The sequence below is a fragment of the Oceanisphaera pacifica genome, assembly GCF_017498065.1.
GTDB classification, from domain to species: domain Bacteria; phylum Pseudomonadota; class Gammaproteobacteria; order Enterobacterales; family Aeromonadaceae; genus Oceanimonas; species Oceanimonas pacifica.
This window is the reverse complement of record NZ_JAGDFX010000008.1, coordinates 121261-147011: the sequence shown is the minus strand read 5'-3', so window position 1 is coordinate 147011 and position 25751 is coordinate 121261. Positions and strand designations below refer to the sequence as shown.

General features: G+C 47.8%; 19 protein-coding genes. 11 read left to right on the top strand and 8 right to left on the bottom strand.

Translation table 11 applies throughout. The annotated features are described in order from the left end of the window. The first annotated feature begins 410 nt into the window (after positions 1-410). The gene (locus J3U76_RS08590) at positions 411-1832 is read left to right on the top strand and encodes an aspartate ammonia-lyase (RefSeq protein ID WP_208005554.1); all 1422 of its coding nucleotides are present in this window, start codon (positions 411-413) and stop codon (positions 1830-1832) included. Positions 1833-2204: 372 nt separating this feature from the next. On the opposite strand, the gene metL is transcribed toward J3U76_RS08590, so the two are convergent. Next, on the bottom strand, positions 2205-4640 hold the full coding sequence (gene metL, locus J3U76_RS08585; protein WP_208005553.1) for a bifunctional aspartate kinase/homoserine dehydrogenase II: 2436 nt from the start codon (positions 4638-4640) through the stop codon (positions 2205-2207). Then, a complete protein-coding gene (metB, locus tag J3U76_RS08580) occupies positions 4640-5800 on the bottom strand; it encodes a cystathionine gamma-synthase (RefSeq protein ID WP_208005552.1) in 1161 nt (386 codons plus the stop codon). Before metB ends, metL begins: the two co-directional genes overlap by 1 nt. Before the next feature lie 197 nt (positions 5801-5997). On the opposite strand from metB, the gene metJ reads away from it, so the two are divergent. Next, positions 5998-6330 carry a met regulon transcriptional regulator MetJ gene (gene metJ, locus J3U76_RS08575; protein WP_208005589.1) on the top strand — a complete coding sequence of 111 codons (333 nt, stop codon included), beginning with the start codon at positions 5998-6000 and terminating at the stop codon, positions 6328-6330. A gap of 46 nt (positions 6331-6376) precedes the next feature. Here metJ and cysQ read toward each other — a convergent pair whose 3' ends face one another. Next, positions 6377-7216 carry a 3'(2'),5'-bisphosphate nucleotidase CysQ gene (gene cysQ, locus J3U76_RS08570; RefSeq protein WP_208005551.1) on the bottom strand — a complete coding sequence of 280 codons (840 nt, stop codon included), beginning with the start codon at positions 7214-7216 and terminating at the stop codon, positions 6377-6379. Positions 7217-7218: 2 nt separating this feature from the next. Then, entirely contained in the window at positions 7219-7776 is a 558-nt protein-coding gene (nudE, locus tag J3U76_RS08565) for an ADP compounds hydrolase NudE (RefSeq protein ID WP_208005550.1), read from the bottom strand. Between the two features lie 170 nt (positions 7777-7946). Here nudE and hslR point away from each other — a divergent pair, with 170 nt between their 5' ends. From hslR to pckA, 3 genes are all read left to right on the top strand, one after another. After that, positions 7947-8342, top strand: a complete 396-nt coding sequence (hslR, locus tag J3U76_RS08560; RefSeq protein ID WP_208005549.1) for a ribosome-associated heat shock protein Hsp15 — start codon at positions 7947-7949, stop codon at positions 8340-8342. A 256-nt stretch (positions 8343-8598) separates the two neighbouring features. After that, a complete protein-coding gene (gene hslO, locus J3U76_RS08555) occupies positions 8599-9462 on the top strand; it encodes an Hsp33 family molecular chaperone HslO (protein WP_208005548.1) in 864 nt (287 codons plus the stop codon). A gap of 168 nt (positions 9463-9630) precedes the next feature. Then, a complete protein-coding gene (gene pckA / locus J3U76_RS08550; protein ID WP_208005547.1) occupies positions 9631-11244 on the top strand; it encodes a phosphoenolpyruvate carboxykinase (ATP) in 1614 nt (537 codons plus the stop codon). A 41-nt stretch (positions 11245-11285) separates the two neighbouring features. Here the strand turns inward: pckA and J3U76_RS08545 are convergent, their stop codons facing one another. Beyond that, the gene (locus J3U76_RS08545) at positions 11286-13814 is read right to left on the bottom strand and encodes a sensor domain-containing protein (protein ID WP_208005546.1); all 2529 of its coding nucleotides are present in this window, start codon (positions 13812-13814) and stop codon (positions 11286-11288) included. A 104-nt stretch (positions 13815-13918) separates the two neighbouring features. After that, entirely contained in the window at positions 13919-14827 is a 909-nt protein-coding gene (locus tag J3U76_RS08540) for a LysR family transcriptional regulator (protein ID WP_208005545.1), read from the bottom strand. 181 nt (positions 14828-15008) lie between these two features. Between J3U76_RS08540 and J3U76_RS08535 the strand changes: the two genes are divergently transcribed. The 4 genes from J3U76_RS08535 to greB all read left to right on the top strand — a co-directional run bounded on the left by J3U76_RS08535 (position 15009) and on the right by greB (position 19412). Next, complete coding sequence (locus tag J3U76_RS08535; RefSeq protein WP_208005544.1) at positions 15009-17309, top strand: FdhF/YdeP family oxidoreductase; 2301 nt, start codon at positions 15009-15011, stop codon at positions 17307-17309. Positions 17310-17403: 94 nt separating this feature from the next. Then, on the top strand, positions 17404-17937 hold the full coding sequence (gene sodC / locus J3U76_RS08530) for a superoxide dismutase family protein (protein ID WP_208005543.1): 534 nt from the start codon (positions 17404-17406) through the stop codon (positions 17935-17937). Between the two features lie 389 nt (positions 17938-18326). After that, positions 18327-18812 (top strand): Lrp/AsnC family transcriptional regulator, encoded by a 486-nt coding sequence (locus tag J3U76_RS08525; RefSeq protein WP_208005542.1) that lies wholly within the window; start codon positions 18327-18329, stop codon positions 18810-18812. Positions 18813-18926: 114 nt separating this feature from the next. After that, entirely contained in the window at positions 18927-19412 is a 486-nt protein-coding gene (greB, locus tag J3U76_RS08520; protein WP_208005541.1) for a transcription elongation factor GreB, read from the top strand. 156 nt (positions 19413-19568) lie between these two features. Here the strand turns inward: greB and J3U76_RS08515 are convergent, their stop codons facing one another. Next, positions 19569-20954 carry a sigma-54-dependent transcriptional regulator gene (locus tag J3U76_RS08515; RefSeq protein ID WP_208005540.1) on the bottom strand — a complete coding sequence of 462 codons (1386 nt, stop codon included), beginning with the start codon at positions 20952-20954 and terminating at the stop codon, positions 19569-19571. 2 nt (positions 20955-20956) lie between these two features. Continuing rightward, positions 20957-22561 (bottom strand): sensor histidine kinase, encoded by a 1605-nt coding sequence (locus J3U76_RS08510; RefSeq protein ID WP_208005539.1) that lies wholly within the window; start codon positions 22559-22561, stop codon positions 20957-20959. A 94-nt stretch (positions 22562-22655) separates the two neighbouring features. Between J3U76_RS08510 and J3U76_RS08505 the strand changes: the two genes are divergently transcribed. Then, entirely contained in the window at positions 22656-23057 is a 402-nt protein-coding gene (locus tag J3U76_RS08505) for a DUF4168 domain-containing protein (RefSeq protein WP_208005538.1), read from the top strand. 342 nt (positions 23058-23399) lie between these two features. Further along, on the top strand, positions 23400-25727 hold the full coding sequence (locus J3U76_RS08500; RefSeq protein ID WP_208005537.1) for a Tex family protein: 2328 nt from the start codon (positions 23400-23402) through the stop codon (positions 25725-25727). Positions 25728-25751 lie beyond the last annotated feature (24 nt).

Below are 25751 nucleotides of genomic sequence, written 5' to 3'. Positions count from 1 at the left end.
AATTTGTTAAGTAATCATGCTTTATAACAAAAAACTCGCCACTATTATTAAGCTGTATTCTTGCCTAACACCCTGCACTTTCGTACAAAAAGCATTCAACATTGGCAATATACCGTAAGCCTATGACAATCAAGACTAGAAAAGCGCGTATTATTTCGTTATCGTTAACTTTGTTTTATATCGCAGACGCCAAGTTATAGCCTCATAAACTCGCTAAAAAGCGATCCTGAATATGAATAGCTATGCTAAAAAAGTGCGTATCTAAGAGCTCCTCCCACTCGCTCCATCTACTCATTCACCCGCCATTTTCTCCTTTATTTAATGGCTAACAAGGATGAGTGTTTCTTGGGCGTGTGCTGCTAATTGCAGCACGGGACTTAACTTTAACTTAACTAACGGCAAAGGGACTTATGACTAGCGAATCCACTACAGAGCAGCAAAAGAATACTCGAATTGAACATGATCTGTTGGGCGATCAGGCCGTTCCCGCTGATGCCCTCTATGGTATTCAAACCCAACGTGCCAAACAAAACTTTGATATTACCGGCATGCCCATTAGCCACTTCCCTGAGTTGGTAAAATCACTGGCCATGGTAAAAGCAGCAGCAGCGCGTGCTAATCACAGCCACGGTTTATTAACCGATGAAAAAGCCGGTGCCATTCAAGATGCCTGCCAAACCCTGATTAACGGTGAGCATCACGATCAGTTTATTGTCGACTTAATTCAAGGCGGTGCCGGTACTTCTACCAACATGAATGCCAATGAAGTGATTGCCAATATCGGCTTAAAAAAATTAGGTCACGAATACGGTCAATACACGCATTTACACCCAAATAACGACATTAACCGCTCACAGTCCACCAATGATGTGTACCCTACCGCGGCTCGCTTAGCCATTGTGTTTGCTGCACAAAGCTTAAAATCTGCCATTGGCAATATCCAAAAGAGCTTGGCTGCTAAAGGTGAAGAATTTAGTGATGTGCTAAAAATGGGCCGTACCCAAATGCAAGACGCGGTTCCTATGACCTTAGGCCAAGAGTTTCACGCTTTTGCCAGCGATTTAGGCGGCGAACGCACCAGTATCGATCACGCCTGTGCACAATTATGTGAAGTAAACTTAGGCGGCACCGCCATTGGTACCGGCATTAATGCACCTAGCGGTTACGCAAGCCTTGCCGTTAGCGAGTTAGCCGATATTAGTGGTTTACCGGTGAGCTTGGCCGACGACCTAATTGCCGCCAGTGCCGATATGGGCGCCTTTGTGACTTTCTCTGGTAGCCTTAAGCGTTTGGCGGTTAAGTTATCTAAGCTGAGCAACGATTTACGTTTACTCTCTAGTGGCCCACGCACCGGCTTGGCTGAAATTAACCTGCCAGCCATGCAACCAGGTTCTTCTATTATGCCCGGCAAGGTCAATCCAGTTATTCCTGAGGCAATGAACCAAACTGCTTTTCAGGTTATGGGTACCGACACTACTATTACCATGGCAGCAGAAGCCGCCCAGCTACAGCTTAACGCCATGGAACCCTTGATCATCTACAATCTGCTGAATAACTGCCGTATTTTAAGTCAGTCTATTAAGATGCTAGATGAGCTGTGTATTCGAGGTATTACCGCCAATGAAGATCGCTGTAATCAACATGTAGAAAACAGCATAGGTATTGTTACAGCATTGGTGCCTCATATTGGTTATGACAATGCCAGCCGCATTGCCGGCCACGCCTTACTAAGTGGTTTGGGTGTTGCCGAGTTAGTACGTAAAGAAGACTTACTGACTGATGAGCAGTTAGCCGAAATTTTATCGCCTAAAGCCATGCTACAAAGCTCGTAATTAAAAATGAAGCGTAAGGTGTGAAGGGTAAAGTGGACCAGATAACATCAAGATGGCAGAAAGTGTACCCTACCTGAAGACTAGGTGTTTCTCTTACCATTACCCCCTTTACTCTTTACCTCACAGATAAAAAGGCTCCCGATTGGGAGCCTTTTTTGATCAAAGAGGGTAGAGCTTGTGCCTCAGAGCCTGTCACTTAGTCACAAGTCTGTAGAGTGCCATAGTGCAAGCAGGCTTGCCTTCGCCAACTCGCTTGGTTTGATGATCCTCATTGTTTCTGCCTACTGTCTCTTCTTCATGTTTTGGTGGCGACTGTTTGTCGTGACAGGCAGCTCTTTTATTTTAGCCGGGCGCTTGGTGCTCGGCGCTGATTTATTTAAAACTGGCCAGTAGATTCCATAAATCTGCCTGCATGGCGCCAGCGGTCACTTCTCGTCCAGCACCTGGCCCTTGGATCACTAACGGATTCTGTCGATAGTGCGTGCTTTGAATGGCATACACATTATCGCAAGGGCGTAAGTAGGCAAAAGCATGATCGGCCTTAACCACCTCAAGCCCCACACTTGCCTCGCCCGTTTTCGCATTAAAGCGCGCCACATGGCGCAATACACCCTCTTGCTCTTGTGCCGCGCTCAGCGCTTCGGTTAAGGATTCATCTAATGCCGTTAGCTGATTAAAAAAGCCCTCTTGATCGACAGCAGTCAAAGATTCAGGCACCAAGTTTTGCACCTTTACTTGGGCCGGATCTAAGTCAAATCCTGCTTCGCGCGCCAAAATAACCAGTTTGCGCTTCACATCTTGGCCGTTTAGATCTTCTCGGGGATCAGGCTCGGTAAGCCCTTGCTGCCAGGCTTGTAATACCAGCTCAGAAAACGGCTGACTGCCATCAAAGTACTGAAACAACCAGCTTAAGGTCCCCGAAAAAAGCCCACTAATGGCGCTAATGGTTTCGCCTGATTGTTGCAGTTGTTTAATACTGCTTTGTACCGGTAACCCCGCCCCCACAGTGGCGCCACTTAAAAATTGCACCTGATGTTCCGCCAAGCATTGCTTGAGGTGCAAATAAAAAGCTTGCTCAGCGGCGCCCGCTAATTTATTTGCGGCCACAATATGAATATGCTGTTCCACTAAGTTGGGGTAATACTGCACTAGCTGTTGAGATGCAGTAAAATCCAGTGCAATTAGCTGATCAAAACCATGGTCGGCTAAATTATCTAACCAATTTGGCCATTCTAGCGCTTGCGGCTGAAAGTCGTTCAGTATTTGCTCAACCGCTAGCCCTTCGCTAGAAAAAGTACCACCACGAGAGCCAAACGCGCCATACAGTGTTAACTCTACATTTAACTGCTGCTCTAGGCGTGCTTTTTGCTCTTGATACAACTTAAGCCAAGCCTTGCCGATATTGCCACGACCAAATAACAATAGCCCCACCCGCTTAGGGCGACTAAACAAGTTTTGGTGTAATAACTGTAACAAGGGGTCGAGGGGAGTTTTTCGCACAATACCCACTAAGCTTAGGCCGTTTTTTGCCGGCTGAATAAACTCTAATGGCTGCTCATTTAAGGCATGGTAAAAGTGCAAACACTGTTCAGGCTGAGATGTCACCCCTTTACCTACTAACGCTACCAGCGAAAAGCCTTCTCGTTCTTGTAAGTCTTCAAAGCCGCCGGCGGGTTGATGATCACGTAATAAAGAGAAGGCCTGCACAGCTTGCTCTGGCGTATAAGCAATTTGCCACAGTTTACGCTCAGGGCGGCGCTTACAGGCCAAAGGCGCCAACTCTTTGCGAGTTAACCAGTCGGTGAGCGCATTTACTTTTTCTTGATAACGATCAGAAATCGTCATCTCAATTAATACTGCATCATCTACCGAGGTCACAATACGTGCGCCAGGTTCTCGCGGGTGTTGGCGTAAAATACGGGTATGACCATCATGAGGATGATAGCTGCTGCGCAGCGTTAATTGTTGCTGGCTGTTAGCAACAGGCCCCAAGGTTCGGCTATGTAAAATAGGCGAACCTAACCGCGCCAGCTCAGCCGCCTCCGATAATGACAGTCGCGCCAGTAACTGAGTACCTTGTACCCGCCGCGGATCAGCACTAGACACACCAGGCACATCACTCCAAATGGTGGTTTCTGTACTGCCAGCCAGCTCGGCAAGTAAGGTGGCACTAAAATCAGAGCCATTGCGTCCCAACAAACAAGTTCTATGGTCGGCATCTGCCGCGATAAAGCCAGTTACCACCATGACCTCTTCACTCTGGGCCGCCAAAATAGGCTGTAGCTGTTGGCGAGAATACTCCTCATCCACTTGCACCGGTGAGCCACTCACTCGCAAAAAACGACGAGCATCTAAGCTGGCGGCCGCTATGCCTTGGTTAATTAATACCTGCGCCAGCAAGCGTGATGACCACACCTCGCCAAATGCTTGAATAAAGTGTTGTTGGTATTTATCTAGCTGCTGCTCTTCTAGCACAGTGGCAATGCGATGAATATCTTCATCTAATTGCGCCAGTAACGGCGACTGCTCATCATCTAATGTGCTGATAATTAGCTGTTGCTGAAAACTATAAATACCCTCTAATGTTGGAGCGGCAGCACTATCACCACTAATAAATAAATTGAGTAATTCAATTAATCGATTGGTGGTTTTACCCGCTGCTGATACCACCACCAAGGAGCCCTGTGTGGGCTGATCAGCAATAATGTTAGCCACCCGATGAAAGCCTGGCGCATCTGCTAAACTACTACCACCAAATTTATGCACCGGACGTTGCGCCGCTACAGCCTCATCTTGGTACTGGGTCATTACGTGTTTAACACCTTAAATGCTTGGTCAAAATCAGCGATTAAATCGCGCACATCTTCAATCCCTACAGACACACGCAACAGCTGGTTAGTAATGCCTGCAGCAAGACGATCCGCCTCTGGCATAGCGGCATGAGTCATGGTTGCCGGGTGCGCAATCAAACTTTCTACGCCACCTAAGGATTCTGCTAAGCAAAACAGTTGCAGCTCGGCCAAAAATGCCCGCATGCCCGCATCATCTGTATCTAATTCAAAGCTTAACATGGCGCCAAAACCCGACTGCTGACGTGCCGCTATTTCGTGACCTGGGCTGTCTGGCAGGCTGGGGTGATAGACAGCTTTTACTTTAGGTTGCTGCTGTAAATACGCTAATAGCGTATCGGCATTTTCACAATGCTGGCGCATCCGCACCCCTAACGTACGCAAGCCTCGCAAGGTTTGATAGTTATCAAATGCCGGCCCCGTCACCCCTAAGCAGTTTGCCCACCAGCGCAGCTCTTCGGCTAGATCGGCATCGGCGGCTACCAGCGCGCCCCCTAAAGCATCGGAATGACCGTTGATATATTTGGTGGTGGAATGCACCACTAAATCTGCGCCTAAGGTCAGTGGTTGCTGTAATACCGGCGATAAAAAGGTGTTATCCACCACACTTAAGGCGCCCACTTCTTTAGCTGCAGCACAGAGAGCAGCAATATCAGCCACCCGTAATAACGGGTTAGATGGCGTTTCAATCCACAACATTTTTGGCTTTTTCGCCATAGCAGCAGCCACGGCGGCTTCATCTGTTTGATCAACATATTCCACATTAAAGTGGCCTTTTTTAGCAAAGGCGTTAAACAGACGATGGGTACCGCCATAGCAGTCGTGCGGGGCAATCAGTAAGTCGCCGGCATTAAGCTGCGAGGTCACAATCAGGTTAATGGTGCCAGTGCCGTTGGCCGTAACCGCACCACCTGCGCCTTTCTCAAGCAAGGTCAGTGCATCTATTAGAGTTTGGCGTGTCGGGTTACCCGAGCGGGCATAATCAAAGCGACGCTGTTTATCAAAATCGGCAAACGAGAAAGTGCTACTCAGATAAATAGGCGGCGTAACAGCACCATGTTGAGTGTCGGTATCGATACCGGTACGAACGGCATGAGTTTGAGTCTGGTAATCTGGCATATTTGCTCCTTTGCCCACTAAACAGCGTCAGGGTCTATTAACCCTTATCATAATAAAGTTGTCTACAAAGACAGTAACCCAGCTCACACAGGCCGTCAAGCCACCTAGACGTCTAAACCTCTTAACTGTTGGATTGCCAATATAAAATGTAGAGGTTACAATCTCGCTCGAATTTTTAACCTTGATGCGGGTAAATGATGACAACAAAATGGAACGGCGATTATATCAGCCCTTATGCCGAGCACGGCAAGAAAAGTGAACAGGTAAAAAAGATCACCGTATCCATACCGCTCAAGGTATTGAAGATATTAACGGACGAGCGTACGCGCCGTCAGGTTAATAACCTACGCCATGCCACTAACAGTGAATTGTTGTGTGAGGCGTTTTTGCACGCTTACACGGGGCAGCCGCTGCCACAAGACGAAGACTTACGTAAAGATATGCAAGATCAAATTCCTGCTCACGCGCGTAAAATTATGGCCGAGCTAGGTATTGAAATAGAAGACTTTGAAATAGCCGACGACGAGTAAACAGCTCAAAAGACAGCTGTAAGCCTTAAGGCGTCAGTTAAATCGCTTACGGCTTTGTTTGCCGGCCATGACCTTCTGGGTCAACCAAAATATCAGCCCAAGGCAAGGCTGTATCACCCATGGTAATAAAGTTAGGGTTAATCAAGGTGTGACGACAGTTATAGCTTAGCGGCGCTAAATATAAATCTAAAATACGTCCCCCCGCTTCTTCTACTATGCATTGCGTCGCCCCCGTATCCCACTCGCCAGTTGGGCCGATACGCATATAAATATCCGCCCCTCCCTCAGCCACCAAGCACGACTTTAATGAGCTAGAGCCCAAGGGTACCAAGCTGTAGTCTAACTCTTTGGTTAAACAGGCACGCACCCAGTCCACATTTTGCCGGCGGCTCACCGTAATACGCAGCTGGCGCGGTGGTTGGCTTTTATCATAGTGGCTGGCCGAAATCGCTCGAGTTTTACCATTCGCTTCCTTAAAAGCACCTTGGCCCGACACCGCATAATACAGCAGATCATTAACCGGCCCATATACCACGCCCAGCACCGGCTTTCCGTGTTCAATTAAGGCAATCATGGTAGAAAAATCACCGCTGCCAGCAATAAACTCTTGAGTACCATCTAGCGGATCAACCAGCCAATATTGAGACCAACTGCTGCGCTCAGCTAATGACACATCACAGCCTTCTTCCGATAATACTGGAATATCGGCAATCTCTTTTAGTGCCAACTTTAAATAGTCATGTGCAGCCAAGTCAGCACTGGTGACCGGGCTATCGTCGTCTTTATTTTCAGCTTCATATTGCCCTGTGTTATACAAGGCTAAAATAATACCGCCAGACTCTCGGGCTGCGGCGATAACCTTAGGTAACAAGGCAGAGATATCCATGCTTACTCCTTTTTATCGAGCCAGTCTTGCAGCAGAAATAATCCACAAATGCTGCGTGCTTCACTGAAATCAGGCCGGGCCATCAACTGATCTAAGTTATCCAGTGGCCAAGGCACCACTTCAAGTGGCTCTGGCTCGTCCCCCTCTCTTTGTTCAGGATACAGATCTCGGGCTAATAAGATATCCATTCGACTACCAAAATAGCCAGGCGCTAGACTGACTTGTTTTAAGTGTGTGAGCTGTCTCGCACCATAACCCACCTCTTCCATCAGCTCTCTATTACCCGCCTCCATGGCATTTTCACCAGGGTCGATTAAGCCTTTAGGAAAGCCCAACTCATAACTATGACTGCCTGCGGAGTATTCTCGGATCAATAAAATAGTCTTATCATCCAACATGGGTACCAGCATCACAGCGCCACACCCGCTGCTACGCATGCGCTCGTAAACCCGCTCTACATTATTACTAAACTTAAGATGTAGCGACTCAATTTTGAATAATCGGCTTTCGGCCACCAATTCTGTATGCAGTATTTGGGGCTTGTGTTTATTATCTGCCATCTTTCTGTTCCATGGTTGGCTCAGCTTAGTTAAAGATTATCGCAACTGAGCCTAAACGTCTGCCCCCGAATAGCATCTTAGGTCACTATTATGTCAGCATGACTAAACCTCACGCTTTCGCATCTGCTATCATCCGCTTATCATAGTTCCAGATTACAGAGCGAAAAATCATGAAGGAAGTGACTGCTGGCGTTCGCCTAGATAAATGGCTCTGGGCGGCCCGCTTTTATAAAACCCGCAGCCTAGCTCGCACCATGATTGATGGTGGCAAAGTGCATTATAATGGCCAACGCAGCAAACCCAGCAAAGTCATAGAAGTGGGCGCTTTAGTTCGTGTGCGCCAAGGGCACGATGAAAAAGAAGTACAGATACTTAAGTTATCAGAGCACAGAGGCAAAGCCGAGCAAGCCCAGCTGCTATATCAAGAAACCCCAGAGAGCCTTAAAAAGCGTGAACAAAATGCCGCAGCGCGCAAGCTCAATAGTCAGTTTGCACCCAGCCCGCAGCGCAAGCCCGATAAAAAAGAACGCCGCTCTTTGCTAAAAATTAAACATGGGCAAGAATAACCAAACAAAGCTGTACGTGATACGCCATACGCTATACGACATAAAACAGCAGAATGCCTTTACGTAAGGCGTACAGCGGGGAGCGGTAAGCTTGAAGCCGTAAGCTATCAGCTAAAGAAAAAGTCCAGAGCATAAGCTACAACGTATAGCGCACATGCTCTTGTTAGTCGGGATCTTGTCCCCATATTTAAGATATACTTGTATAAGTAGAACCTTTTAGCATTAAACCAAGAGCCCTAGGCCGAGACAGGATTTTATGACTCAACAAATAGATACATTGCACCGCTACCTGTTTGACAACTATGAAGTGCGCGGCGAACTGGTACAGCTGCAACAAAGTTATCAGCAAATACTGGCATCTCAAGATTACCCCGCCCCCGTGCAACGACTACTTGGTGAGTTATTAACAGCCACCAGCCTGCTCACGGCAACACTCAAATTTGAAGGTCACATTAACGTACAACTGCAAGGCGACGGGCCCGTCTCTTTGGCTGTGGTTAATGGCGATAATAACCAACAGTTACGCGGCATAGCACGTTGGGAAGGTGAGCTCCCTGATTCTGATAATTTAGCTGAGCTGATGGGTAAGGGCTATTTAGCCATCACCATCACTCCCAATGATGGCGAGCGTTATCAGGGCATTGTAGAGCTGAGCCAAGGCTCTCTTAGCAAAAGCATAGAAGACTACTTTGCTCAGTCTGAACAACTTAAGACGCGCATTTGGCTGTTTACCGACCCCGAACAAGAACAGCCTCAGTGTGCCGGTATCTTGCTACAAGCGCTGCCTAATGCCCAAGAAGGTGATTTTGAGCACTTAGAAGCACTCACTCACACCATTAAAGCTCAAGAGCTGCTCGGCCTAGATGCGCATGAAATTCTCTACCGATTGTATCATCAAGACGCGGTACGGGTTTTTGATCCACAACCGGTCAGCTTTCACTGCGGCTGCTCTCGTGAAAAATGTGAACAAGCCTTGCTACAATTAGGTGAAGCAGAAGCAACCGATGTGGTTACCGAAGTAGGGAAAATCGAGATGAACTGCGATTATTGTGGTCAAAACTACCATTTTAATCCAGCAGACGTGCAAAATCTCTTCAAAACACCACCGACAATCCACTAACATCGTTGACAATACAAAGGGGCTTTGTGCCCCTTTTTAGATTAATTACCCATGCAAAACTCTAAATTTTGACCTTGATCCCCTAAATAAATCTGCTTTGCTGCTAATCTTGCCTAATACATCACAATCTTATCCATGCGTAACCATTCGCTCTTTTTGGAGATAACAATGACATCCAAGGCACAGCAGCTCGGCCTTTCTGAATACGGTATTCACAATGCAAATGAGATCTTGCATAACCCCTCTTACGAACAGCTATTTATTGAAGAAACCCAAGCTGATTTAACCGGCTATGAAAAAGGGGTCGAAACCAGCCTAGGTGCCGTTGCCGTTGATACCGGTATTTTTACTGGCCGCTCTCCCAAAGATAAATACATAGTACGCGACGACATTACTCGCGATACTGTATGGTGGGCGGACCAAGGCAAAAACGATAATAAGCCCATGAGCCAAGACACCTGGGCCGCGCTAAAAGGCGTGGTGACAGAGCAGCTATCTGGCAAGCGGTTATTTGTTATTGACACTTTTTGCGGCGCTAACCCTGATACCCGCTTAGCCGTTCGTTTTATTACTGAAGTCGCGTGGCAAGCGCACTTTGTAAAAAATATGTTTGTGCGCCCTAATGAAGACGAATTAGCGAGCTTTGTACCTGACTTTGTAGTGATGAATGGCGCTAAATGCACCAACCCAAACTGGAAAGAACAGGGCCTAAACAGCGAAAACTTTGTCGCCTTTAACCTCACCGAGCGTATTCAGTTAATTGGTGGTACTTGGTATGGCGGCGAAATGAAAAAAGGTATGTTCTCTATGATGAACTACCTATTACCGCTAAAAGGTATTGCCTCTATGCATTGTTCTGCCAACGTAGGCAAAGACGGTGATGTAGCCGTGTTCTTTGGCCTATCGGGTACCGGTAAAACGACCCTGTCAACCGACCCTAATCGCGCATTGATTGGTGATGACGAGCATGGTTGGGATGACGATGGCGTGTTCAACTTTGAAGGCGGCTGCTATGCCAAAACCATCAAGTTGAGTAAAGAAAACGAGCCCGAAATCTACGCTGCCATTCGTCGTGACGCACTACTCGAAAACGTGACTGTATTAGCAGACGGTACTGTTGATTTTGACGACGGTAGTAAAACCGAGAATACCCGTGTCTCTTACCCTATTTATCACATTGATAATATTGTTAAGCCGGTCTCTAAAGCAGGGCACGCTAAAAAAGTCATTTTCTTAACCGCTGATGCCTTTGGTGTACTACCGCCAGTGAGCAAACTCACTCGTGAGCAAGCTCAGTATCACTTTTTATCTGGTTTTACTGCCAAATTGGCCGGTACCGAGCGCGGTATTACCGAACCTACTCCTACTTTTTCTAGCTGCTTTGGTGCTGCTTTCTTAAGCTTGCACCCCACTCAGTATGCTGAAGTACTGGCGAAACGAATGGATGCGGTAGGAGCTCAAGCTTACTTAGTGAATACCGGTTGGAACGGCACAGGCAAGCGTATTTCTATTAAAGCCACTCGCGCTATTATTAACGCCATTTTAGATGGCTCTATCGAAGATGCCGAATTTGTAGAACTACCTTACTTTAATGTTGCCGTACCCACTCATTTGGCAGGGGTAGAAGATACGTCTATTTTAGACCCTCGTAATACCTATGCAGACCCAAGCCAGTGGGACGAGAAAGCCCAAAACCTGGCACAACTCTTTGTTGATAACTTTGATAAATTTACCGACACCCCTGAAGGTAAAGCACTAATAGCCGCAGGGCCACAGCTGTAATACTCTTTTAATGAGTTGATGCTAACAGGGTGAGCTTAGTCTCACCCTTTTTTATGGTTGGCATTTTCTGGTTGGCTATTCCATTGGTTTAGCCAATCTAATACCTGCTCTGGAGGTAATGGCTGAGAAATACCATACCCCTGCACATACCGACAGCCTAGCTGTTGTAAACGCGTCCCTTGTTCCACTGACTCTACTCCTTTCGCTGTTACCGTCATTTTTAGTGCTGATGCTAATTGCACCACACTTTCAACCATACTGACGTCATGGGCATTAGAGAGCAGATTGGTAATAAAACTGCGGTCTATCTTTAAGGTAGTGACAGGTAACTGATTAAGATGACTTAAGGAGGCATACCCAGTACCAAAGTTATCTAACGACACACAAATTCCTAGCTGGCGGCAACCTTGTAACACCGCCACTGCCGCATTAATATCTGCCGACACCGCGCACTCTTGAAACTCCAGCTCTAATAACGAGGGCTGAACTAAAGGATACTTGGCCAATAAGCGACCTAACTCATGACTAAAATTACCATGCATCAGCTGGCCACGGCTCACATTAAAGCTCACCTTAAATAACAGCCCTTGTTGGCTCCATATTGTCATTTGGCTCAGTACTTGCTCAATGACCCACATCCCCAACTCAAACTCTAAACTCGTCCCCACCAGGGCCGGCAAAAATTCAGAGGGCGTAAGTAAGCCCCGTTTGGGGTCGTGCCAACGCAATAAAGCTTCAAGCCCTATCACTTGACGATTAAAAAGATCAATAGTGGGTTGATAATAAAGCAGCAATTCACCTTGCTGAAAGGCGCTTTTAATCCGTGATAATTGTAATCTACGATCTTGTTCTTGCAGATGCAGCTTGGCATCAAAAAACACATGAGTATGTTTACCTAAACGTTTCGCTTGATACATAGCTTGGTCGGCATATCGTAGTAGTAACTCCGCTTCGTTGGCATCTTGTGGGTATAAGGCAACCCCAATACTGGCTGAAACCTGAACCTCTTGCCCTTCTAGCTCAAATGGTTGGTGAATAATACTCTGTACCCGCGTTAATATTTCATCGCATTCTAAGCTGCTGTGTAACTCAGTAAACAAGAGCGCAAACTCATCTCCTCCTAAACGCGCCATGGCATCACAGCTTCGGGTTACGCCTCCTAAACGACGACTGATCTCAACCAATAATTTATCACCCGCAGCATGGCCTAAATTATCATTCACCAACTTAAAGCCATCTAAATCAAGATAACAAACCGCAAGCTGCCCTTGATGGCGCTCAGCTGCCGAAATCGCTTGCTCTAATAGCTCACCAAACAGTAACCGGTTGGGCACACCCGTTAATACATCGTGGCAAGCTTGATGCTTCAATTCAGCTTCATGATTTTTTAAATAAGTAATATCGGAAAATATAGCAACGTAATTAAGCGGCTGATTATGCTCATCTTTTACTTTAGAAATAGCTAATAATAGTGCATAGGTTTCACCATTTTTACGCAGTGCTGAGAGCTCACCTTGCCAGTGTTCATGCTCTTTAAAATGCTGGCAGAGCTCTTGATAAAGTGCATCATCAAGATGATTATTTTGTAGAAAATTAGGCAGGCGCCCCACCGACTCCGCAAGCGAATACCCTGTAATACGCGTGTATGCTGGGTTGATATGGGTAATATTATGGTCGAGATCAATGATCATAATGCCATTGTAACTCGACTCAAAGACACTGGCCGCTAGCAGCTGGCGACGGTTCATTTCTTTTTGCTTACTAATATCATGACCGACTGACAGCATATCGTTGTTTAACAGTATAATATTGGCCCACAACACTGTTAGCTTATCGCCAGCTCTATTACTTGGGTGCCACTCGCGAAATCGAGAACTACTGTGCTCCTTAAATGCCATTTTTACTTGCTGTTGCTCTATCGGATCAGGGTAGAACAAACTGATGGGCTCAGGATGCTGCCTAACCTCTTCAAAACTCCAACCAAATATCCTTTCACACTCACGGTTCCACAGCACACATTTGCCGTCCGTATTAAACACATTAATAGGAATAGGCACGTGGTCAAAGATCACTTTAAGGCGACTCAATAAGCGCCGTGTTGCTCCCTCACGCCTATGCTGGCGCAGGCTTCCGTGGCGCTCACCCCATAGCAAGGCGCCCTGCACCGCTAAAATATCTAACCATTGCCGCTGAGAGCCACTTAGCACCTGGCTACTGTTTGCATACTTAAGTAATAACAAGCCACTGAGGGCGCCGCGTTGAATGGGCACCGCTAAATAATATCCAGCCAACCCTTTACTCAGCTTAATAACCGACTGATAAAAGCGTTCTTGTTGCCAAATATCGCGATACTCCGTTAAGCTCGGTCTAATAGTAATGGGCCAATGCCGCCCCATGGCTAACGAGGGCGCAGTTTCACTTGCCTGACAAAAAGCAAAACAAGCAGCCTCCGCATTCGCGCATTCTGCGGCCCGTTCGCACAATTGTCGCCAATCATACCCCCCTAAATCTTGGGCAGTTATATCGACTACAGTGCGCAATGAATCATCCTGATTATATTGCCGTCGCATATCCGTGCTCACTGTTATTATTGTATGGCTGCCTGTCATTAAGTGAGCAAGGACTTGCTCACTCCCCTCTAGTACTAAAAGCTAATTGTTAAGCATAGAACAGCTTAATGGTTTATGTGGAATTGATTCGATAAATGCCAATAATCCCTAGCCGCCTCAAAGAAGCCTTTAGCTAGCACGCTTGCCTGATCATCATTGCGCATCACCAAAGCGCCGGTTCTTGCCATAGCGGGTAATACTAGTGGTCGCGTTTCAACACCTGGCAATTCAGTAAATAACACACTACCCGCCGGAATAAGCGCACAACCAAGACCCGAGTGCACTGCTCGCATTAAGCGATAGACCGAATTAGAAGACAGCACAGGCTGAAGTGTTATCCCCTGTTGGGCAAAAATAGTGTCGAGATAACGCCTAAAATACATCCCTTCTTTAGGTAAGCACACCGCCAATTTGGCAAGATCAAATACCGTAGGGCAGTTAGGTATCTGCTTACCCCAAGATGCAGCAAAAGCAAGCACCACACCTTGTTCTGGTAGCGCTAAACTTGTTAGCTTGGCTAACACGTCTGGCTCAAAAAAACCGCCACCTATGTCTAAGCTGTTATTTTCTAGACCTTGTAAAATATCATCTGCCGTCATGTCATTAATTTCAAAATTTAAGCTCGTATAACGCTGATGTAAACGCGCCAATATGGGGCTTAAATCCATACAACTTAGCGGTACTAACCCTAAGCGCACTGTGCCGGTTAGGCTGCCCTTCATGGCTGCCACCTCTAACTTGAGGTTATCGTAATGGCTTAACAACACGCGCGCTTGTGCCAATACTCGCTCGCCTTCTGGGGTAAAACCTTCAAACTGCTTGCCACGGTGAATTAATAACACGCCCAATTCAGTTTCGAGTTGCTTGATACGCATCGACAGCGTGGGTTGAGTAATATGGCAAGCCTGAGCCGCACGCCCAAAATGGCGCGTTTTAGCTAAGGCACACAGATAATGCAGCTGCTTTATGTCCATGGCACTCCCTTTTTCATCAATAAAAAAGATGATTAACTTTATAGTTGATAAACAATATCTATCTTGCTATCAGTTTTTTCAATTAGATCCTCGCTCATCCGCTGTCTAGACTCTTATTATTCATTTATTTGGCTGAGTGGTATCTTTTTATGCCAGCCAGCAACCGTAGCGGAAGATAGTTATGTCAAAAAAAATTAAACCCTATCAAGGCGCAGCGGGTGGCTGGGGCGCCTTATCTTCTACCACGCGTTTTGTGTTGGGGAGCAAGCAGCCGGCAGCCAATGTTCGTAATTTATTACGAGCGAATAAGGTAAAAGGATTCGACTGCCCCGGCTGTGCGTGGGGAGACGAGCCAGGTAAGCATTTTTCGTTTTGTGAAAACGGCGCTAAGGCCATTAGTTGGGAGGCCACTAAAAAGCAGGTTACACCGGCTTTTTTTGCTCAGCACTCCCTTAGCGATTTACAGCGTCAAAGTGATTACTTTTTGGAGTACCAAGGTCGTATCGAACAGCCCATGGTGCTTAATCGAGACACCGATCATTATCAGCCTATTACTTGGCCGGATGCCTTTGCATTAATTGCCCGTCACTTACATGCGCTTGAACATCCTAACCAGTTAGAGCTATACACCTCAGGTCGCGCCAGCAACGAAGCCGCTTATCTTTATCAGTTATTTGGCCGCAGTTTTGGAACTAATAATTTTCCCGATTGCTCAAACCTGTGTCACGAAGCCAGCGGCGTTGCCCTTACCCAAGCGATTGGTGTTGGCAAAGGAACAGTGACATTAAAAGACTTTGACCACGCCGATGCTATTTTTGTGTTTGGTCAAAACCCAGGTACGAATCACCCTCGCATGTTACACAGTCTACGTAACGCGGCCCGTAATGGCACCGCCATTGTTAGCTTTAATAACCTAAAAGAACGAGGTTTAGAGCGATTTGCTGATCCGCAAAGCCCAATAGATATGCTAACAACATCAGACTCGCGCATTTCTAGCCATTACTTTTGTCCGCGCTTAGGTGGAGATATGGCCGCGGTACGCGGTATGGTAAAGCAATTACTGGCGTGGGATAAGGCCGCGTTAGCGGAAGGTAAAGCCGGCATTTTTGACCGCGACTTTATTGCCGAGCATACACAAGGGCTCACCGCCTATTTAGCACAAGTAGATGCCACGCCATGGCAGCAAATTATAGCGCAGTCTGGCCTAACGCAAGCGCAAATAACTCAGGCAGCAACTGTGTACGCCGGCGCCAAACGCGTGATCATCACTTGGGCCATGGGCATTACCCAACATACACATTCAGTGGCCACCATTCGGGAAATGACCAACTTACAGCTGTTATGCGGCCAACTAGGCAAAACGGGTGCCGGTTTATGCCCAGTACGTGGCCATAGCAACGTGCAAGGCAATAGAACCGTGGGTATTAATGAACAACCCAGCGCCGCCTTTTTAGATAGCATGGAGCAACACTTTAACCAGCCTATGCCACGCCAGCACGGTCATAATGCCGTGGCTGCTATTCAGGCCATGTTGGACGGTCAATCTAAGGTCTTTATCGCCCTCGGTGGCAACATTGCCGCGGCTGCACCCGATACCCAGGCCACCGCACAAGCCTTGGCAAACTGCGATCTCACAGTACAAATTAGTACCAAGCTGAATCGCAGCCATATTATGGCCGGTAAAACCGCGCTGATCTTACCCTGCCTTGGGCGTACCGAGCGAGATATGCAAGACGGTGTCTCACAATTTATTACCGTGGAAGACTCATTTAGCATGGTGCATGCCTCTGAGGGCGTGGCCAAGCCTAATAGCCCACACCTGCGCTCAGAAACCGCCATTGTTGCCGGTATTGCTCAGGCTACCTTAGGCAGCAAGCCACTTAACTGGCTCGCCTTAGCACAAGATTATAATTTAATTCGTGAGCATATTGCCGCCACCCTACCCGGCTTTGAAAACATAAATGAAAGGCTAACCCAGCCGGGCGGCTTTTATTTAGGCAACAGTGCCGCCCGTTATCAATGGCAAACCGCCAATGGCAAAGCCAACTTTGGCGCCGATCCTCTGCCAAGTCAGTTAATTCCCGAGGCGATTACCGCCAAAGCAGCAGGTGTGCTTTCTACCTTACAAACGCTGCGCTCTCACGATCAGTACAACACCACTATTTATGGTATGGATGATCGTTACCGTGGGGTTTATGGTCAACGCATGGTGCTGTTTATGAACCCAATTGAAATTAAGCGCCGCGGGCTTAAAGCCGGCGATTGGGTCGAGTTAAGCAGTATTTGGTTAGATAATGTGGAGCGTAAAGTTGGTGGCTTTAAAATCGTTGCCTATGATATTCCGCCGGGTAACGTGGCGGCTTACTACCCAGAAACCAATCCTTTGGTGCCATTACACAGCGTGGGTGAGGGCTCAGACACCCCTACTTCTAAATCCATTGCCATTCTTATTACCAAGCAAACGACAGCGCGCATTATTTAGCAGATCTGGCTTATACCGTCACAAGGGTCGAATATTGGTGGGGCTTGCTCTAAGCTTAGTTGACGAAACTACTTGATAAAATAGGAGTTTTAAAATGAAGCATGCTTTATTAACGACCACTATTTTAGCAGCAACCATTAGTGGTTCAGCCTTTGCTAAAAACGTAGATATTGACGTTCACCAGGTGGATGAGCAAGGCACTACCCTTGAGTTGGGGACCATTGCGGTCAGTGAAACCGATTACGGCTTATTGTTTACCCCCCAACTATCGGGATTAACCCCAGGCTTACATGGTTTTCATGTGCATCAGCACCCAGACTGTGGGCCTAAAACGAAAGATAATGGCCAAGTGGTACCCGCAGGTGCTGCAGGTGGCCACTTTGATCCCACAGACACAGGCCAACATTTAGGTCCTTATGATGTAAATGGCCACTTAGGGGACTTACCCGCCCTGTATGTGGATAACGAAGGCCATGCCAAGACCCCGGTTTTAGCCCCAAAGTTAACCGCAATCACCGAAATTCAGGGCCATGCTATTATGCTACACGCCAACGGCGATAACTTTAGCGATACCCCAAAACCCTTAGGCGGTGGCGGCGCTCGCATGGCATGCGGTATTATTAACTAACAACAATTCACATAGCCGTCAGTTAAAATACTCAGGCAGATAAGTTAAACACGCCACTGCCAGCCATAAAAAAGAGCACCTTAAGGTGCTCTTTTTATCGGTCTTGCCGTTGTCTGTGCCTCTTGGGCGTATCTTATGCATTGGGCTTGTGGCCCTGCTCCCAGCCTAACATTTTCTTAAAATGCAGCCTTTGTGGCGCTTACCAATCTTTTAAATTAGTGAGCAACAGGCTCCGAAGGTATCGGTCTGTTTGTCTCCAGAAGATGGAACTATCATAGCTCAACACTTAGGGTGAGTGGTTGCTAATAAAAGGGTAGATGACACTTTATTAGCAATAATTCACCCCTTATAATCTCCATAACAAAAAATAATTTCATTAGGCAATAACCTTGAGCAATCTCGTGCAACTCGACCGAACCGATCGACGTATTTTAGAGCTAATGCAACGCAATGGCCGTATTAGCAACCTTGAACTGGCCGAGCGTATCGGCTTATCGCCCTCGCCTTGTTCTCGGCGAGTAAAAGCATTAGAAGATGCCGGCTTAATTGCCGATCATGTGACCTTACTCAACGCCCAGCAACTGGGCTTAAGCTTACAAGCCTATATTCATATTTCACTTGATCGGCACACCCCTGAGCGATTTGAAAATTTTGACGCCGCCATTCATGATTTTTCGGAAGTATTAGAATGTGACTTAGTCACAGGCACGGAAGCCGATTATCAGCTAAAAGTGATAGTGCGTGATATGGAGCATTACCAGCAGTTTTTACTGGGCAAACTCACCCGCTTAAGCGGCGTAACCGGCGTACGCTCAAGCTTTGTGCTACGACGTATTAAACACGAAACCGCCCTACCACTGGATCATTTAGGCTAATAACACGCCAAGCCGACGGAGAAATGCCTCAAAGCCGCTGAGGTACTTTCTTCTTCTGTCCTGCTCAGCCACAATGTTGCTCTATTTGTTTGGCCATTAACGAGATGAAAACGGATGAAAACCAACCTGATCACCCGCGCCGGCTGGCATAAACTGGATGAAGAGTTAAAAGAGCTGTGGAAAGTGGAACGCCCCGCCGTCACCCAAGCGGTATCGGAAGCGGCGGCACTCGGTGACCGAAGTGAGAACGCTGAATACATTTATGGCAAGAAGCGTCTTAGAGAAATTGACCGCCGGGTACGCTTTTTAATGAAGCGTCTAGACGCCCTACAAATTGTTGATTATGACCCACGCCAAGACGGCAAGGTGTTTTTTGGCGCTTGGGTTGAGCTGGAAAATGACGCGGGTGACATAGTGCGCTATCGCATTGTGGGCACGGATGAAATCGATCCTAAAAATAACTACATTACCATCAACTCCCCCATGGCCCGCGCACTCATTGGCAAGCAAGTAGACGACGAAGTCTTGGTGCAAACGCCATCAGGCATTAAAGAGTGGTATGTGAATAAAATTCAATATCAGCCCTTCGGGCAGCCGTAAGCTGTCAGCTATAAGCGATCAGTTAAAAACAACAGCTAAAGCGCCAATCTACAAAGTTAGCCGTTTTGCCGTCTTCCTGAGCTCGCTTTAGGATCTCGATTTGGCTCTATCTTTAGCTGACAGCTGACCGCTTAAAGCTGATGGCTGCCGAAAGGCCTATTCTATCCAACGATACAGGGTGCGGCGGGTGATGCCGAGAATATCGGCGGCGCGGCGTTTATTATTGCCGGTTGCGGCAAGCACTCGGTGAATATACTCCCGCTGTATGGTCTCAAGCGTTGCCATACTATCGACGTCTTCATCACAGACTGCTTGAGCCGCACTTGATTCCAGTACCCCAAACTCGCCCGATAATGCCGGCTCGGCTTGCTGGCAAATGCGCTGCGGTAAATGGTGTGGCTCAATTAATGGGCTGTCCGTAAAGGTAGCGGCGCGCTCTACCGCATTTTGTAGCTCACGCACATTGCCCGGAAATGGATACGCTTGCAGCAATGCCAGTGCTTCATCGCTAAAGCCTTTTACATGGCGCTGTTGGCGTGCATTAAACTGCGTTAAAAAGAAGCCAATTAACCGCTGTATATCATCACCCCGCGCACGCAAGGGCGGTACTTGCAGAGCAAAAGTTTCTAGGCGATAAAATAAGTCTTCCCGAAAGCTGCCATCACTCACCGCCTCGGTTAAGTTGCGGTTAGTGGCGGCGATAATGCGCACATCTAGCTGAATTTCATGATCGCTCCCCACAGGCCGCACCTTGCCATCTTGCAGCACGCGCAGCAATTTGGCCTGCAAGGTAAGTGGCATTTCACCTAGCTCGTCCAGTAATAAGGTGCCACCATTAGCTTGTTGAAATAAGCCGGCTCGCTGAGTACGCGCGCCGGTAAAAGCGCCCGCTGCATGACCAAAAAACTCGCTTTCCATTAGCTCACTGGGAATACCACCACAGTTCACCACCATATAAGGCCCCTGGCTGCGAGCACTTTGATCATGTAAGGCGCGCGCCACTAACTCTTTACCGGTGCCACTTTCACCTTGTACTAATACTGGGCCGTCGGCGGAGGCAATTTGGCGAATTTGATGAAACAACTGCGCCATGGCCGAGCTTTGGCCAATAATGCCATTAAACTGCTCTATTGCGAGCAAACTGCGATAATGCTGCACTTCACTACGCAATCGACGATTTTCTAATAACTTAGCCACAGTAAGTAAGAAATGATCCATCTCTAATGGCTTAGTTAAAAAATCATCAGCCCCGGCTTGCAGCGCTTTAACCGCCTGTTGTACCGAGCCAAAGGCGGTAATAATTAACACCGCAGGCAAAATATCATTGCCACTAAGTGCTGGTAGCAAACTTAAACCATTCGCTCCGGGCAAGCGCAAGTCGCTGATCAATAAATCTGGAGGGTGACGTTGTAATAATGCCAAGCCTTGCTCGGCATCGCCACAGGCGGTCACACTATAGCCTTCCGCCTCTAGCTCTTCTTGCAACAGCTCTCGCAAGCCACTGTCGTCTTCAACCAGCAGAATATATTGCGCCTCTTTCATGCTTATGCCTCCTTCTTATTCGCGGGAGCCAGTGACAACATTAAACAGGCTTCACAACCGCCGTCTGGGTGATTACTTAAGGCAAAATAACCGCCCTGCTCTTCAGCTACGGCTTGCACAATCGCCAATCCTAGGCCGGTGCCTTCGCCGGGTGATTTAGTGGTAAAAAAGGGCTCGGTCAGCTGAGCGGGCGCGCAGTCTTCGGGCAAGCCATGGCCATCATCAATAATGCGGATCACCAGCCATTGGCTATTTGCGGCCACCCAAACTCCAATATCACCTTCGGCGGCCTGCAGGGCATTACGTAATAAATTAAGTAATGCCAGCTCTAAGCGACCCGCATCGGCCAATACATCGGGCAGACGCTCGGGTAACTGGGTACTTAACTGGCAACCTTTAGCTTCAAACTCAGGCGCAATAGCAGCAAGTACATCTTGTATTAAGGCATTTACGGTTAACTTGCGAGGCTGAGTGGCAGCGGGGCGACAATAATCTAGTAGCTGGCGTACGGTGCGGGTGAGCCTATCAACCTGAGAGCGAATACCCCCTAAGTTACGTTGTTGTTGCTCATTTAAAGTTCCCACCCGCTCTAGGCGTCGCGCTCGGCCATCAATCACACTCAGTGGTGCCCCCAGTTCATGGGCAATGCCTTGCGCCATGCTGCCAATAGCCACCATTTTTTCGTTATCTTTTAGCCGTGCCACTAATTGGGTTTCTGCCGCACGGTGGGCATCTAACTCTCTGTGCGCCTGCTCTATGCTGTCTAACATTTGGTTTAACCCATTCGCTAAACTGGCCACTTCTTTAGGCCCATTTAATGCCGCCCGATGAGATAAATCACCGTCGGCCACGCGACGCATGTGCGCCAGCAACTTATCAACATAGCGCCCCACGCCGCCATAATGCCCCAGTAGTACACTGGCGAGTATCACTAAACTAAACACGCCCCATAACGCCCAAGCGATAATGGTGAGTTGCTCAAGAGCCCGACCAAAGTCACTGGCGCGGCGGGTAATTTGCACCAAACCTTGTATATGGCCAGCAGTATCAAACAATGGCTGAAAATGGGAAAACACATTACGCCCTTTAACACGACTAAAAGCCTCTTGCCCTTGGCCCGTGGTGCGAATGCGCTCAGGAATAATAGAGCGGGTTAAATCGGTTTCTGTTACCCCTGCCGACGCAACACGGTTGCCATCTACATCAAATACCGAGGCGCCATATATTTCACCCAGCACAAATACCGATTCTAACGCCAGCTCCACGGCATCGAGATCGCCCTTGTTTAAGGCGGTGCCCACCGGAATGCTAATGGCACGCCCGACCAACTCAAGATCGTTTTTAAGACGTTGCTCTTGAAATTGATTAGCCTGCCCCAGCCCAAAGCGAATACCCAGCGCGGTGAGTAAGACCAACGGCAATACGACAAAGATTAACAGCGTACGCTGCAACCCACTCACGCCCCATTTGCGGTCAGTGTTGGGGGTTGGCTCAATGGCAGGTGTGTTGTTTTTAAACGGATACTTTTTTCTCATGTGTAATTTATACACACAATAATCGATAAAAAACACCACTCGACTTAGCCACACTGTCACTAAAAACAACAAAACACTTACATTTCAAAGATTTAACTAGAAAACAAAAAGTTGGCACAGCTTCTGCAACCTATTAACTGACTGTTTAATAATAGGAGTTTTTATTATGAATAAGCTTAAGACACTCACCACTGCTATCACCTTTGCCACTTTTGGTATGGGCGCCACAGCCGTTATGGCACAGGCCCCTGCTTCAGCACCCGCACAGCAAAATGGTGCTCCTACTCAACAAGCTGCACCAGGCCAACAAGCAGGCCCCATCACAGATGGTGATTTGAAAAAGTTTGTTGCCGCTAATCAAGATGTGGCTAAAGTACGTGACGAGTTTACGAAAAAACTGAATGAAGAAACGGATCAACAAAAAGCCCAGCAGTTACAAATGCAAGCACAAGAGCAAATGCTGGACGCTGTAAAAGAACATAATTTGGATGCCCTCACCTATAACGCTATCGCATCGCGCATTCAAACCGACACCAAGCTGCAAGAGCGCGTTAGCGCCCTACAGTAATATCGCTTAACCTTATTAAGCGAGTATAAACAAAGGGACCCTAGGGTCCCTTTTTGTTGTCTGGCTTCGCCCTCTGGTCAGCTTTAAGCATTCAGCTACTGAACAAAAATATTTTACTGCGCATAACCCGCAGCTAAAGCCCGGGGTTTGTTTTTATCTGACCGCTTACAGCTTAAAGCTGACAGCTCCCTAAGGGCTCCCTCTTCTTTGCAACACACTTCTGTTCCATAATAAGCGCATACTGGCTCAACTTTGCCTTAATAGCTTATTTAAATACTTATCTAGTCTAGCTAGTACGCCTTTTCATTTTGGTAGCACGCATGCTGCCCGGAGCTTTTATTGATGACAAATATAAACCGTGCCTTGGCCACCGAACTGGCCGTATCGCAACAGCAAGTCGATGCGGCAGTAAAGCTACTCGATGAAGGCGCCACCGTGCCCTTTATTTCACGTTATCGAAAAGAAGCCACAGGCGGTTTAGATGATACCCAACTGCGTAACCTAGAAAGTCGGCTCGGATATTTGCGTGAGCTAGAAGACAGACGGGGTGTGATCATCAATTCCATTACCGAACAAGGTAAGCTCACCGACGCCCTACAAAAAGAGTTATTAACCGCCGACACCAAAACCCGGCTCGAAGATTTATATCTGCCCTACAAACCAAAACGACGCACCAAAGGGCAAATAGCCAAAGAAGCCGGTTTACAGCCACTAGCAGACTCGCTATTTAACAACCCCAACCAAGATCCGCAGCGCCTAGCAGCCGATTTTATTAATGCAGAAGCGGGCATAGCCGATGAGAAAGCCGCCTTAGATGGCGCTAAATATATCTTAATGGAGCGCTTTGCCGAACAGGCAGATGTGCTAGACGCCGTGCGCCAATATTTACAAGAGCACGGACAATTACAATCTCGCGTAAGCGCGGGGCAAGAGCAAACAGGCGCTAAATTTAAAGACTATTTTGAGCATCAAGAGCCCATTAGCCGTGTACCTTCGCATCGTTTACTGGCCATGTTACGCGGCCGTAACGAAGGCGTGCTTAGCTTAAGCTTGGTAGTAGACACCCAAGCGAGCAGCCATCCTTGTGAAGCCATTATTAGTCGTTTAATCGATTGGCAACACCAAGATCGCGCCGCTGATACTTGGTTGGCGAGCGTTGTTAGCTGGACCTGGCGTGTGAAGCTGTCGCTGCAAATGGAAACCGAATTACTCGGCCAAGCCCGCGAGCGCGCAGAAGTAGAAGCCATCAAGGTATTTGGCCTTAATATGCAAGACTTACTCATGGCAGCTCCCGCAGGTGCGCGCGTGACCATGGGGCTAGATCCGGGTATTCGTACCGGGGTAAAAGTGGTGGTGGTTGATGGCACAGGTAAGTTATTGGCGCAAGATACTATTTATCCGTTTGAACCCTTTAAGAAAGTAGAGCAAAGTTTACGCTCTCTGGACGCCTTATGTCGCGCTCATCAGGTGAGCTTAATCAGTATCGGCAACGGCACCGCTTCTCGCGAAACTGAGCGCTTAGTTGAAACTTTAATGAAACAAGCGCCCGAGCTAAAGCTGCAAAAAATAGTGGTTAGCGAAGCCGGTGCCTCTGTGTATTCTGCCTCTGAGCTGGCGGCCAATGAATTTCCCGATTTAGATGTGTCACTGCGCGGTGCTGTCTCCATTGCCCGCCGTCTGCAAGACCCGCTGGCTGAATTAGTAAAAATCGACCCTAAAAGTATTGGTGTGGGCCAATATCAGCACGATGTGTCACAAACCCAACTGGCGCGTAACCTAGATGCGGTAGTAGAAGACTGTGTGAACGCCGTGGGCGTAGACGTCAACATGGCCTCGGCGCCTTTGCTAACTCGTGTGTCGGGCCTGACTCCTACCTTGGCCAACAATATTGTGGCTTATCGTAACGAGCACGGTATTTTTACCGAGCGTAAACAACTGTTAAAAGTGCCGCGTTTGGGGCCAAAAGCCTATGAGCAATGTGCCGGCTTTTTACGCATTCGTGACGGTAAAAACCCGCTTGATGCCTCAGCCGTCCACCCAGAGGCTTACCCCGTTGTTAAGCGCATTGTTGAGCAGCAACAGCAAGCTGTGCCGAGCATTATTGGTAATAGTCTTTTATTACAGTCACTTAACCCGCAAGACTACACAGACGCCGACTTTGGTTTGCCCACGGTACAAGACATTCTAAAAGAGCTAGATAAGCCAGGGCGCGATCCGCGCCCCGAGTTTAAAGCCGCTCGCTTTATGGAAGGCGTTGAAAAACCAAGCGATCTTGAACCCGATATGCTGCTAGAAGGAGTGGTGACCAACGTCACTAACTTTGGTGCCTTTGTGGATATTGGCGTACATCAAGACGGGCTAGTGCATATTTCGGCGCTCACCGACCGTTTTATTAAAGACCCCCGCGAAGTGGTTAAAGCCGGTGATATTGTTAAAGTTAAAGTCATGGAAGTGGACTTAGCACGCAAACGTATTGCATTAACCATGCGCCTAGAACAAACCGCTGCCGAACACGGCAATGGCAACCAAGCTCGCCCAGATCACAACAGTAGCCGCAAAACCAATGTTGCGCGACCGCAAAGCAATCAGCGCCCTGCTCGTCGCGAGCCCGCTGCACCACAAGGCGCCATGGGGGCGGCACTGGCTGCGGCTATGCAGAAGAAGAAATGATTTTATAGCGATCAGCCGTCAGCT

Excerpts from the sequence above, each read along its gene's own strand:
- J3U76_RS08590 (WP_208005554.1), top strand. The coding sequence starts at position 411 with ATGACTAGCGAATCCACTACAGAGCAGCAAAAGAATACTCGAATTGAA.
- metL (WP_208005553.1), bottom strand. The coding sequence starts at position 4,640 with ATGACCCAGTACCAAGATGAGGCTGTAGCGGCGCAACGTCCGGTGCAT.
- metB (WP_208005552.1), bottom strand. The coding sequence starts at position 5,800 with ATGCCAGATTACCAGACTCAAACTCATGCCGTTCGTACCGGTATCGAT.
- metJ (WP_208005589.1), top strand. The coding sequence starts at position 5,998 with ATGACAACAAAATGGAACGGCGATTATATCAGCCCTTATGCCGAGCAC.
- cysQ (WP_208005551.1), bottom strand. The coding sequence starts at position 7,216 with ATGGATATCTCTGCCTTGTTACCTAAGGTTATCGCCGCAGCCCGAGAG.
- nudE (WP_208005550.1), bottom strand. The coding sequence starts at position 7,776 with ATGGCAGATAATAAACACAAGCCCCAAATACTGCATACAGAATTGGTG.
- hslR (WP_208005549.1), top strand. The coding sequence starts at position 7,947 with ATGAAGGAAGTGACTGCTGGCGTTCGCCTAGATAAATGGCTCTGGGCG.
- hslO (WP_208005548.1), top strand. The coding sequence starts at position 8,599 with ATGACTCAACAAATAGATACATTGCACCGCTACCTGTTTGACAACTAT.
- pckA (WP_208005547.1), top strand. The coding sequence starts at position 9,631 with ATGACATCCAAGGCACAGCAGCTCGGCCTTTCTGAATACGGTATTCAC.
- J3U76_RS08545 (WP_208005546.1), bottom strand. The coding sequence starts at position 13,814 with ATGCGACGGCAATATAATCAGGATGATTCATTGCGCACTGTAGTCGAT.
- J3U76_RS08540 (WP_208005545.1), bottom strand. The coding sequence starts at position 14,827 with ATGGACATAAAGCAGCTGCATTATCTGTGTGCCTTAGCTAAAACGCGC.
- J3U76_RS08535 (WP_208005544.1), top strand. The coding sequence starts at position 15,009 with ATGTCAAAAAAAATTAAACCCTATCAAGGCGCAGCGGGTGGCTGGGGC.
- sodC (WP_208005543.1), top strand. The coding sequence starts at position 17,404 with ATGAAGCATGCTTTATTAACGACCACTATTTTAGCAGCAACCATTAGT.
- greB (WP_208005541.1), top strand. The coding sequence starts at position 18,927 with ATGAAAACCAACCTGATCACCCGCGCCGGCTGGCATAAACTGGATGAA.
- J3U76_RS08515 (WP_208005540.1), bottom strand. The coding sequence starts at position 20,954 with ATGAAAGAGGCGCAATATATTCTGCTGGTTGAAGACGACAGTGGCTTG.
- J3U76_RS08505 (WP_208005538.1), top strand. The coding sequence starts at position 22,656 with ATGAATAAGCTTAAGACACTCACCACTGCTATCACCTTTGCCACTTTT.
- J3U76_RS08500 (WP_208005537.1), top strand. The coding sequence starts at position 23,400 with ATGACAAATATAAACCGTGCCTTGGCCACCGAACTGGCCGTATCGCAA.